The sequence below is a fragment of the Desulfomonilia bacterium genome, assembly GCA_036567785.1.
Taxonomy (GTDB): domain Bacteria; phylum Desulfobacterota; class Desulfomonilia; order UBA1062; family UBA1062; genus DATCTV01.
On sequence record DATCTV010000034.1, the window covers coordinates 380,874 to 392,564 of the forward strand.

At 43.9% G+C, this 11,691-nt stretch carries 11 protein-coding genes; 4 read left to right on the forward strand and 7 right to left on the reverse strand.

Translation table 11 applies throughout. The annotated features are described in order from the left end of the window. Window positions 1–193 precede the first annotated feature (193 nt). Entirely contained in the window at window positions 194–511 is a 318-nt protein-coding gene (locus VIS94_10070) for a hypothetical protein (GenBank protein ID HEY9161421.1), read from the forward strand. 53 nt (window positions 512–564) lie between these two features. Here the strand turns inward: VIS94_10070 and VIS94_10075 are convergent, their stop codons facing one another. Further along, complete coding sequence (locus VIS94_10075; protein HEY9161422.1) at window positions 565–978, reverse strand: PilZ domain-containing protein; 414 nt, start codon at window positions 976–978, stop codon at window positions 565–567. Between the two features lie 168 nt (window positions 979–1,146). On the opposite strand from VIS94_10075, the gene VIS94_10080 reads away from it, so the two are divergent. Then, window positions 1,147–2,571, forward strand: a complete 1,425-nt coding sequence (locus VIS94_10080; protein HEY9161423.1) for a hypothetical protein — start codon at window positions 1,147–1,149, stop codon at window positions 2,569–2,571. Window positions 2,572–2,644: 73 nt separating this feature from the next. On the opposite strand, the gene VIS94_10085 is transcribed toward VIS94_10080, so the two are convergent. Both VIS94_10085 and VIS94_10090 read right to left on the reverse strand, forming a co-directional pair. Next, window positions 2,645–5,218 (reverse strand): penicillin acylase family protein, encoded by a 2,574-nt coding sequence (locus VIS94_10085; GenBank protein HEY9161424.1) that lies wholly within the window; start codon window positions 5,216–5,218, stop codon window positions 2,645–2,647. A 64-nt stretch (window positions 5,219–5,282) separates the two neighbouring features. Beyond that, complete coding sequence (locus tag VIS94_10090; protein ID HEY9161425.1) at window positions 5,283–6,143, reverse strand: hypothetical protein; 861 nt, start codon at window positions 6,141–6,143, stop codon at window positions 5,283–5,285. A gap of 339 nt (window positions 6,144–6,482) precedes the next feature. Here VIS94_10090 and VIS94_10095 point away from each other — a divergent pair, with 339 nt between their 5' ends. Then, window positions 6,483–6,782 carry a PilZ domain-containing protein gene (locus VIS94_10095; protein ID HEY9161426.1) on the forward strand — a complete coding sequence of 100 codons (300 nt, stop codon included), beginning with the start codon at window positions 6,483–6,485 and terminating at the stop codon, window positions 6,780–6,782. A gap of 23 nt (window positions 6,783–6,805) precedes the next feature. Here VIS94_10095 and VIS94_10100 read toward each other — a convergent pair whose 3' ends face one another. Beyond that, window positions 6,806–8,143 (reverse strand): radical SAM protein, encoded by a 1,338-nt coding sequence (locus tag VIS94_10100; GenBank protein ID HEY9161427.1) that lies wholly within the window; start codon window positions 8,141–8,143, stop codon window positions 6,806–6,808. Next, a complete protein-coding gene (locus VIS94_10105; GenBank protein HEY9161428.1) occupies window positions 8,144–9,781 on the reverse strand; it encodes a glycerol-3-phosphate dehydrogenase/oxidase in 1,638 nt (545 codons plus the stop codon). 128 nt (window positions 9,782–9,909) lie between these two features. Here VIS94_10105 and VIS94_10110 point away from each other — a divergent pair, with 128 nt between their 5' ends. After that, complete coding sequence (locus VIS94_10110) at window positions 9,910–10,698, forward strand: SDR family oxidoreductase (GenBank protein HEY9161429.1); 789 nt, start codon at window positions 9,910–9,912, stop codon at window positions 10,696–10,698. Between the two features lie 9 nt (window positions 10,699–10,707). Here the strand turns inward: VIS94_10110 and VIS94_10115 are convergent, their stop codons facing one another. After that, window positions 10,708–11,115: a PIN domain-containing protein gene (locus VIS94_10115; GenBank protein ID HEY9161430.1), complete on the reverse strand. Its 408-nt coding sequence runs from the start codon at window positions 11,113–11,115 to the stop codon at window positions 10,708–10,710. After that, the gene (locus VIS94_10120) at window positions 11,093–11,329 is read right to left on the reverse strand and encodes an AbrB/MazE/SpoVT family DNA-binding domain-containing protein (GenBank protein ID HEY9161431.1); all 237 of its coding nucleotides are present in this window, start codon (window positions 11,327–11,329) and stop codon (window positions 11,093–11,095) included. The genes VIS94_10115 and VIS94_10120 overlap by 23 nt, the downstream gene beginning before the upstream one ends. Window positions 11,330–11,691 lie beyond the last annotated feature (362 nt).

Consider the following 11,691-nt stretch of genomic DNA (forward strand, 5'->3'; position numbering starts at 1 on the left):
TTTGCGGCATCCAGACGGGAACATGATTTTTTCAACCGTAACTCTCGGCATGTCGGAACAACCAGGTCGCAGAAAAATCGCCCCCGAAAACCAAAAGGTAATCAATTACTCTCGTTATGCTTTAAATAATATACTTAGGCTAAAGTATTACCCAGTTCATCCGATAGATATTATAGAATCAAGGGAGGATATTATGATTGGAATGCTTAGAGCATCGGTGTTACTTGCAGCTTTAATATTAATTTCATCCACTTCTTTTGCTGAAGGCAACAACCCCTTGGGAATACAAATGATAGACTATTCATATGTATGTAATGTTGCAGCGGATTTGCAGCCATCACCGGGAAAAAGCTTTGAGTTGAATATAAGTGAACCGATTATTAAAAATAAACAGGTTGAAAGTATAAAAATGAAATCGGAACTTAATCAAAGAAACAAGGTATTATACAGTCATACGGAAAACCCTAGTGACTATATGCACGCTGTTCAGCAGGGATATGTTCCCTGGTGAGCAGTTTAAACACCCGGCTGCCAGGGCACAGTCTCATCAATAATCATATGTATTCATTCTGACCTTGGAAAATCGGAAGCATACTTTTCAATCCATTCTTCAGCAGCCGTTTCCGCGCTTATGGTGCGTCCTTCCTTGCGCTGAACTTCTTTTCTGTAATGTTCAATCTGGCAGATCTGCTCAATAATCCGGATGCGGTATTGAGTATCGCTATCGAAAAAATTCACCCCTACGTCAAAACCATCGTCTACTTTTTTGCACCATGCAACAACCCCTTTGGCCTTGAAAGCAGGTTTGATAACGGGAATACTGAGTATAAGCTGCAATCCGTTTGCAAGAGGCACCGACGATTTGAAACACAATCCACCTACGGAGATATTCTTCAGATTATTGATGCCGATAGTGTTGGAATCCTGGATACGGTATTTAATGGGAATATCTGACGGATGACGTATAAATTCTCTCATATATACCCCCTCCCTCATTACTCTTGGCTGTCTCATGAGATAATAATGAGTCGTTATGGCCGTGCAAGGCGAATTGGGTTCCGGAAAATATTTTTTTGCTGGATTCTGGAAGTATGTCGCTTATAATTATTTTTTATAAAGCTTTAATTTGTATGAGGAGGATACCTGATGCGTACAGTAAATACTGTTTTTCTGTGTGTGATAATCTCATTATTGACTGGTTGCCCCAAGGATGACGGCTATATTGCCTCCTGGCCTCAGAATCCCGTAGAATTAAGAGATTATGATGACTCCGTCACGCCCGGTTCTTTACGTCTGAAGGCTCAGGAATATGACGCCTGGCACCTGAAATGGCATCAGCCTTATTATGGAGGCTCTGTGCATATCCTCTTTAAGGATGATGCCAGGACTGAAGTTGAAGCCATTGACGGTTACGGAGACAGCACTATCTGGACAGGGACATATCTCGGCAGTCAGGCCTTCAGATATTATGTAACAGGCGATGTTCAGGCGAAATCCAATGTTTTGCGTATCGTAAATACCCTTTCTGGGCATCTGCACGTGACCGGGAAAACAGGTTACATTTCAAGGTACTGGGCACCGCAGGATTCTCTGGGATATCATGGCGATGATTGGTGCAGCAGGTCGAGCAGGTGTCATAAGGTCGATTCAGGCCCCTACACCGGGGATTTCTGGTGGGGGGAAACCAGCAGGGACCAGTACACAGGGTGGTTCTTCGGAATGGCCCTTGCCTATGATCTGGTCGATGATGAACAAATGCGCTCAATCATCCGCGAGGATGTTGGTACGGTCGTGACAACTCTTATTAAAAACGGCTGGAATATCATTGCCGAAGACGGCAAAAAGAGCCCTGTTGCCCCGGAGGTATTGCCCAGCATGAGGCTCAGTTTCTGCACGATCGGATACCATATCACAGGCGACGAGACGATGAGGAAGGAACTCAGCAAGATGCTCCTGAACTCCAACCGTGTTAACATCAAGGTGTCTGATATAAATTTCATGAACCGTTACACCCAATACTACGGGAATAACCTTGCCCATACGAACTGGTACAATCTCCTGAGGCTCGGAAGGGTCTATTTCAGCGAGGATGACTACAACTGGCTTCTGAGCGAGTTTAACAACTCTGTTCATACCTATACAAGACTTTCTCATAACCCGTGGTTTACCGGAATCTATATGGGACAGGGGGGATGGAAAAATAATCCCGATGTCGACTACTTCAACCAGCTTGTTCATGACCTTCTTGATTTTCACGATGTGCCGAATTATGAATACTACCTGCCAGCAAGAGATCCTTCAACGTACACCCTTGATCCAACCTCTGTAATGCTTGCCAAGATTTACGACGAACAGCCCTGGCTTGAAGAGATAATGGGAAATGTCGAGGCGCAGGCAAAAGAGGCATTTCCAGTCAAACAGCAATGTTCCGCCGGGTTCCAGTTTCAGAAAAATCCTTTCGAGATTAATGAATGCGGCACATATAATCCGAGGATGGTCCATTCTGGCGTAGATTACCTTGTGGCTTACTGGCTTGCGTGTTACCACAAGTTTTTGACAGCAGACATGTAGGAGGATGAGATATGCAAAATAATCTGCCCTGTTTTACAACCTGTTTTGATAACCGCGAACAAAACAGATCAGATCATTTCGGTATAAGCGTAAGCACATCTGTGTATTGAGATTTTATATTTTCATCACTGAACGGCATCGGGTATATTTTCCCGGTGATGAAATATTCAGCAGTCATGTCTTTGTAATGCGGGCTTGAAGGATTACCTGACTGACCCGGTACGGTAACGATGTAAGCAGAAGGATCGGAATCTCCGAAATTTACTATCATACGCATGACCGGGGTTTCAATAACTTCGAAAGAATCGTCTGTCCAGGAAAAGCCTGCCACATTGATAGTGGCCCAGTCACCGCCCGCAGGATAGGTGCCGGGATTGAAATAATCATCGAAAGCCCCGAATGGCAGCGAATTGGTTATATCGTGTTTGAATTCATAGTGAATCAGCTTTCCCCATTGCCAGTCTCTGGGGTCGGGTCCCATGTTCTTCTCGCAAAGGAGTACCGCATCGGCTAGTGATATGGCAAGTATATCCGCCTTGGTTTCCTTTTTCCCGGTCCTTATGTCATCCCAGAAAGGTGATTCCTTTCTTGAGAGGATATGGTCCTCCGGCGCGGAATAACCCATATTGTTTGATGATTCAAAAGATTTCCAGCCCGTGTCTCCATACGGCTTTGTCTCATTAAGGAATGTATTGGCGTTTTTGAGCTTTCCGGTAAGATTTCCGAAAGCTTTCCATTGAGCGTCTTCGGATGGCCCGAAGTCATCCATAAAGGTATTTATTGTTGCAGTATGGTAAAAGGCACCCATGACTGCGGCAAATATTGATGTCGGACTCATTACGCAGTTAAAGACCTTCGGGTCCAGAAGTTCGAGTGCTTTTCTGGCCTTTTCCTGATTCTTTGGCGAAAGGCGGTCAATTGCATTCCTGATTTCAGAAGCGGAATCACCTTCAAACAGCATTTTCTGAACCTTTGAGGCCATGATGGAATATCTGTCAACCTGCATGCTTATCATATCGCCGGTTGTCACGTTATTCATCGGGGCCAGCATCGTTTCTATTCTTTCAAATCTCTCTGGTTTTGCCCATGAATTCGATATCATTACAGGATAGTCCTGAGGGACAGTCATATTGTTTGCTGTTGCAAGAAAGCCTTTCGATGGGTTCATATCATGGGGCATCTTTTCAACAGGTACAACGCCTGTCCAGTCATACTCTCCATCCCAGCCCGAAGACGGGAACAACCCCCGGCCATTCTTTCTTAGCGGACATAAGCCGGAGACCTGCCAGGCTATATTATCGCTGTCGGCATATATGAAATTCAGGTACATGGCTTTGATATTCAATATGGCTTTATTCGCATCATAAATATTCTTTGCCTGGGCAAGCTTGTAAAATCCCGCATATGTATCTGATATTCCCTGAAACATCCATGAAAGAGCCAGACCATAATTCTTTGCATCGGGCATGATCACAGGAGAAAAAGGCAGTGTGCTTATATTGGTATTCAGAAGCGGGCCATGACACGTTGCTGAAATAACCTTCATTTCCGGTTTCTCAGATTTGATGCGAAATACTTCATTTCTCGTTTCTGCCGGCAGCCACTCTCCTTTATACAAGTACATGAGTTTGTTTTTGTCGGTTTTGAGTTTTTCTATGAACAGGTCCTCGGTATCGGCACATACCATGGTTACACCCCATGCCACATGCCCGTTATAACCCAGGACAACAACAGGAAGCCCTGGAATGAGGACGCCTCCTGCTTCATATCCCGGGCATTTGAGATGCATGATCATCCAGTTTGAAGGCGTTGTCGGAATCAGGTGCGTATCGTTGCATATTATTGATTTTCCGCCGAGTGTTTTTGAGCCCATAAGCGCCCAGTTGTTTGATGCCGGCAGAGATTTGGGTATTATGTTATCCAGGTAATTGGTTGAACTGTGCTTATCATTCATATCACCTGTCAAATCGTGGAAAGGAACGGAATCAAGCTTTTTGATTTCGTCTTCCGGAAGAGGGGTTCCAGGATATACGGGGAAGAGCCATGCTGTTTTTTCATATCCGAGCTGAGAGGCGATAGCCATGTAATCGAGCTCTTCATAGAGATTGTATGACAGGCCGTAACCTATTGCGCTGAAACAATACAGGCTGTCGGACGGTGTCCACGGATGAGGCGCGAAACCTGTTATGGCAAACTCTGCTGGAAGGTATTTTTTTGTTTTAAGATAGGTGTTTACGCCTTTTGAAAAGCTCTCAAGGGAAAGCAGGTATCTTTTATCCAGGGCAAGCAGGGTGTCGTCCACATATTTTTTTATTCCGAGAGTCCTGAAATAAATATCGGTTTGAAGCATGTCCTTTCCGGCTATTTCTGAAAGTCTGCCCTGCATGGCCATGCTTCTCAGATACATCTGCCACAGCCTGTCTGAGGCCATTGCGTAACCGGCTCCAAAAAAAAGGTCTTCCTCATTGTTCGCTTCGATATAAGGAATACCGAGGCTGTCCCTCCTTATAATGACTTTTTCCTTGATTCCTTCTATTTCAACAGTGCCTGAGGGTTTATCGACCGAGGCATTGAATCTTTTTTTCACCATTACGCAAGCGCTCATAATAATGCAGACGATGCAAAGCAATATTATCATTCTTTTCATATAATACCCCTGCGTGAACCGTAAAATATAAGGATTTTATGACAACACTGTCAGCATAAACCCATTACATGAACGAGATTCCTTTTAACATGGTCACAGGAAAGACATTTCTGAAGAAAGGATTGTAATCCTTGACATCTCGGGGGAGGTTAAGCCTCATCGAATTGGACCAGATAACCTGATTGCTCTTAAAATCAACAAGCAAGGCCAGAGAGTCAATATCATCCTTTCTCATGTCAATGATTTGAATTGAATCTGGAGAAGGGTTGGAAAAACCTACTCCGGTTTCATTTCCAATGATTTTGTTGTTCTTATCTCTCAGATATACCTGAGCCTGTCCTATAATAACGAGAAGGGCATCCGAACCCGTTCTGTCTCTAATCATAGAAAGGGATTTGATTATATTCTCATCCGGTTTGAATGAGCTGTTCCGGTTTTCACTCTTATTCGGCATATCGGCTGCCAGGGCAATTACTTTTGTAAGGGCCTCGTTATATTCTTTATCGTTATCCGATAAAGAAGGTGATACAAAGGGGGGGGTTCTGTTTTCAATAACGGTGCCTATTTTTACATCGACCCCGGTTTGATCGGTGATATATGATCCCACATAGGGTTCAGGGCATAAAACCGGAACTTTTTTATTCTTTTTGAGGTAGCTTTTAAACCCTGCAATGGCCTCCTTCTCTGCACTTATGGATTCGTTGAGAAGCAGTGCATGCATATGTTCGGCAACACATATATCTGCGAGAATGCCCACTTTTTTTATGGAAGTGAATGTCTTTGAAAAGTCATCTGATACGTCCACTCCATAATCCAGGGAAATAGTCTTTGTGTCTGCTTCAGGTCTGGTTTTGAGTGTTGTGCAGGATCCAAGCAGCATAATGATAAATGCACAAATTATAATTTGGACAAGCTTTTTATTCATGTTTTTTTCTCCCTTGATACTTAATTTGGTGGCACCTGACAGGATCCTGAATGTTTAACATCCTCAACCAATTTCGGTAAAGGCCCACATTTCATTTTGTCCTGTATAGAGACATATTATATCCAAAAAGTGAATATTTTCCATCGATAATGAATAAAGGGATTTCAGACACTTAATAGATTTAATTTGTTTGATATTAAAGTGTAAAATTCAATAGAAATTCCTCAAGATTTCCAATAAAAAAATTTGACAGAAATTTATATAAAATATTAAAGATTCCATAAGATACTTGACGATAATAAAACTTAAAAATTGTCATGCTCTTTAGGGAGGGTGTTGATGGAAGAAAAAAGAAAATATCCCAGGCGAAAACTAGGCTGTGCCGCGTTGTTCAAGGGGGGCACCCAGGCGCTTGAGAATGTCCGTATACGTGATATAAGCAGAGGCGGTATATTCGTTGAATCCCAGAATCCTACCTGCCATGGTGAAACTGTCATTATCAATATAGATGAATACAATATCGGCAGGGACCTCGGCATAAAAGGCATCGTGGTTAGAAACATTCCTGAATACGGTATGGGCATACAGATTTTATCTACTACAAACGATGATTATTTGAGGGAGTGGCTTTCCAGATAATCCGGCATTCTTGATTAAAAGGATTATTTAATCTCAGCCTTCAATTTTCTGTACATCTCATATGTAAGATTTTCCCACCTGCAGGGAAGGAGCGAGTTATTGTGAAAGAGCGGTTCCGATTCTATGGGGAAAGGGCTTACCTTGACTGCTTCCGGCCACAAAGGCGTTCCTGGAATCGGGGAATATTCTGCTATCAAGGGTCGTGCCCCGGTTGTCTTTACAAAATTAACCGTATCGATAACCTGCCTGATATCCTGCTTCGGCATGCCGCAAAGTACATATACCCCGATGTCGTTATCGGCATACCCGGCTTTATGGAGATTCTTTACTGCCAGGGCAAACTCCTGATTCGTAACCTTTGAACCCGTTGCAGTCTGTAAAGCCGAGTCTGAAGTCTCAAGTCCAAGCCTTATTGTCCTGAAGCCGGATTTTTTCATCAGCGTTGCAACTTCTTCACTTATTGAATTTGCATGAAGACCGTTCGGACAATGGAATTGAACCTTGATATCCCTTTTTATAATTTCTTCCATGAGGGGAATCGCTGTGAGTTCAGGCTCGTACAGGAGTGCATCATCATAAAATGCAAAATCCCTGATTCCCTTTGAGTTCCAGAACCCGATTTCATCGGCTACCATTACTGGGTTGCGCCTTCTGAATCCTTTATTTAAGATTTTTGATGCACAGTAAGTACATCGATATTGGCATCCCCTTGACGTCAGTATGCATACATATGGTGAGGATGTAAGGTCAAAAGCAGGATAGGGAAATGCGTCAAGGTCTGCGGTATCAAACAGGCGGGGCTTCTCGATATTCCATATCGAGCACAGGGTTTCAACAGCGCCTGCTTCACCTTCACCCTGAATTATCATATCGGCGCCTGAAAATCTCGATGCATGCTCGCCGAGAAGTGTCGCGTATATGCCGCCGAGAATAACAGGAATTTCTGCATATCTCTTTTTTATCCGCCTGATTGCATCGATTACACCTGGATACCAGTATGTCATGAGAGAAGTTACAAGAATCGCATCAGGTTCGGGAATGCCTTTAAGCCTTAAATCAAATTCATCAGGGTCAATCCCGTACCTGGAATAATTTCTCGGGAAGAAGGCTAGCGCCTGCGGTTTTTCGACGACCTTCCTCCTGAACTTTCCATGTCCTCCCGGTTTTCTGGGCAAAGGGTCTGCCTGAAGGCAGTCTATAAAGGTGATCTCACAGCCATAAGCCCTGAGCAGTGAGCCGATATAAAGAAGCCCAAGGGGCCTGGCCCACATGTCATAGGCGGCAAAGTCATAAATCCATGGATTGACAAGGAGGATATTCTTCCCCTTGAAAATCTCATTATCAATCTTTTTCTTTGTCACCTATTCCTTCAGCGTCTCAAATGCCGACATTACTGAATCGATTTCCAGGGCCTTTTTTGCCTTGGTCCACTTGAGTTCTTTAGCTGCGATGGAAGCGATATTGTCTATGACATCGGCACCGGGATTTCCAAGAGTGCATATGCCGGTTCTTCTGAAGAGGATGTCGGAAAGCCTTAACGCCATTTCATTTTTCAGTGAATAAACAGCCTCGGCAGTAATATCAGGGAGGCTGTCACAGACCTTTTCCAGTTTCTTCGGGGATGTCGCTATTACATCGAGATATCTGGTACCGTAGTTTCTGCAGAGATTCTCTATTATTTCATCCGGAAGTCCGGCAGGCCTTTTTATCTTTGCCCTTTCTACAAATGTAGAATATCTGGCTATGTCCCCTCCATAAAGCGGCGTGGTATGGGTCATACAGGGCAATGGCTCTTTTCCGAGCTTGCTGACTGTGAGGTCGACAAGCTGTGCGGCAAGGTTTCTCGATGTGGTATACTTTCCCCCAATGACTGTAATGAAGCCCTTTATCCGGTCATCCACCTCATGATCGTATATCTCATACTTGCGTGAGGCATCATATACTTCTACTTCTATGCTTGTTTCTTTTTCAACTATTGGCCTCAGTCCTCCATAATGGAAAAGCACGTCGGAGCGCTTTAAGTTTGCAGAAGGGTATCCTTCGTTAACCTCGCTTATGAGACCCTGGATATCGTTTTCAGTTACCTTGAAGTCATCGGGATTTCCCTTGAAGAGTTCATCCGTAGTACCGATGAGGCTGTGGCCTCTCCAGGGGATTATAAAGAAATGCCTGCCGCCCGGGGTCTGAAGGGTTATGGCCTTATCTTTGCCTATGGCACGAGTGATTATATGAATGCCCTTTGACCTGACAAGTCCATGATGAGTCTTTCCCTTGAGTTTGCCCAGCATAAGGTCAGCCCAGGGGCCTGTCGCATTGATTGTGACCCTGGAACGAATTGAATATTCCTCGCCTGACAGCACGTCACGTACTCTGACTCCGGTTATGGTGTCGCCTTCGTTGATAAGTTCAGTCACTTCAGTGTAATTTGCAGCTTCCGCACCGTATTCGACACCCGAGAGTATGAATTCAAGTGTCAGCCTTTCAGGCGAATACATCTGGCAGTCATGGTATATGACGCCTCCCTTGAGCCCTTCCTTTACAAGGCCGGGTGCCAGTTCAAGAATTTCTTCGGCATTTAATCTCTCATGCGCGGGGATTTTTCTGTCGTCGTCGTTAATCCATTTCCTGTCATATGCGAGCGAATCATAAAACACCATGGCCGATATTACTGCCGGAAGACCGCGCATTCCCCATCCGTAGGCTGGGAAAATAAAAGGCATCGGATATACGAGGTGCGGGGCTATCATTTCCAGTATGCGCCTTTCCTGCAGCGATTCCCTGACAAGGCCAAGCTCCATTGTCTTTAAATATCTGAGTCCTCCGTGTATGAGTTTGGATGTCGCAGCCGAGGTGGCTGCGCCAAAATCCGATTTGTCGATGAGTGCTGTTTTCAGGCCTCTTAAAGCCGCATCCCAAAGAACGCATGCGCCTGTTATGCCGCCTCCTATAACAAGAAGGTCATAGGTTTTTTCCGACAGGGCCTTAAGGTCTCTTTTCATTTTTTCCTCCGTATTTATAATCAGTACAGGATTCTTATCGTAAAAAATTGAAACAATCTGTAGCAATAAATTATGATTTTGTTGTCCGGTATTATCAAGTCTGCTATCAGCCACAAAAGGAGGCAGTTATGGATCTGGGGCTAAAAGGAAAATCTGCGGTAATAGCCGGTGCAAGCAGAGGACTGGGCTTCTCTATAGCAAAAGCTCTGGGCCTTGAAGGTGCCAGACTTGCAATATGTTCAAGGGACAGCGTCAATATCAATAAGGCATGTGATGAGCTGAAGTCACTTTCAATTGAAGCGATCGCCTATACCGCGGATGTCAGCAATCCGTCCGGGACAAAGGAATTTATTGAGAAAGCAGCGCAAGATCTGGGCGGAATAGACATCCTTGTTACAAATGCAGGAGGTCCGCCTGCCATGTCTTTTGAGGCAATAGACGACAACACATGGGAAGAGGGATTCCGGCTGAATCTTTTAAGTACAATCGTAATGATCCGCGCCGCAATCCCGTTCATGAAGGAAAAGAAATCGGGACGGATAATCAACCTCACTTCAATTGCCGTCAAACAGCCTATTGAGGGGCTTATCATTTCAAACACGGTGCGTGCAGGCGTTATTGGACTTGCAAAGACTCTCTCGAGAGAGCTTGCCCCGTTTAATATAACCATCAACAACATTCTGCCCGGCTATTTCATGACCGAGCGCGTCGAAAAGCTTGCAAAAAGCCTTGCCGGACTTAAAAACGTCAGACCTGAAGAAATTCTTGAGTTCTGGAAAAATGAAATACCGCTCAAACGTATCGGAGACCCGGACGAAATAGGCCATCTGGCTGCATTCTTGGCGTCTGAAAAGGCGGCCTATATAACAGGGACCTCGATCCCGATTGACGGCGGGTTCTATAAGGGGCTGATGTAATAAATTATTTTATTGATTTTTGACAAGCTTATTGAACGCCTTGTTTAAGTCTTTATCAAAACTGAATAGTTTGGCGTTCATGCCGGATGCTTTTGCAGCAGCGATGCAATCTGCTATGTCCAATGTGTTAAGAGAATAAAGTTTTAAGGCTAAAATAAGATCATTTTTATCGGCATTCGATATGCCCCTGTAATTAAGCAATTCTATAAGATGCTCTGATATTTCGGCACGCGGAATCTTATAGAGCTTGCCCAGCACATAAGCACATTCGGCAATGACACACTCAAGTATGACGGCATTTACCCTGCCCTCATATACTTTATCAAAAAAAACGTCTGCTTCAATATAATGCTCAGGGGCATCTTTAATCAGATAACGAAGAATTACATTAGTATCAGGAATTACGGTTTCTTTCATGCACTACCTCTTCCCACACCTTCTCCCTTGCTTTCTTTATCGGGATATACTCGTTCGAATATTTACTTAAAGCCCCACCAACTTTTCTTACGGGCCGTAGAATAAGAACTTGACCATCGGATTCAATCTCAACCGATTTTGATTTTAATATAGTTCTAAATTTAGCCGGTATGGTTATCTGTCCTTTTGATGTTATCGTTGCGGTAATTGCCATAATATATTTCCTCCTATATCCTTAGGTAATGAAAATAGAATTAGATGTCAAATAATAATTTGCAAGGCATTATATATATGCATTACCGATCTCTTAAAGTTCCTGCGCAACGTAGATATTTATCGTTTTTTGACAGTCGAGGCATTTGTGCAGGAATCTTAGACTTTTCAATAGCCTGGTGCGCAAGTGTTGTCTTGCATGTCTGGTGCGGCCCTGAGAGTATTTGAATAAAACGCCGATGTTCATGAAGACGTGTCTCTTGTAGGTCATACAACCCCAGCATGTTTTTTTGCTCAATACGTTGAGTAAAAATACTCAAGATTGTGAGCAGATTTCAAAAAGGGACTTTTGTCTTTAAAAAA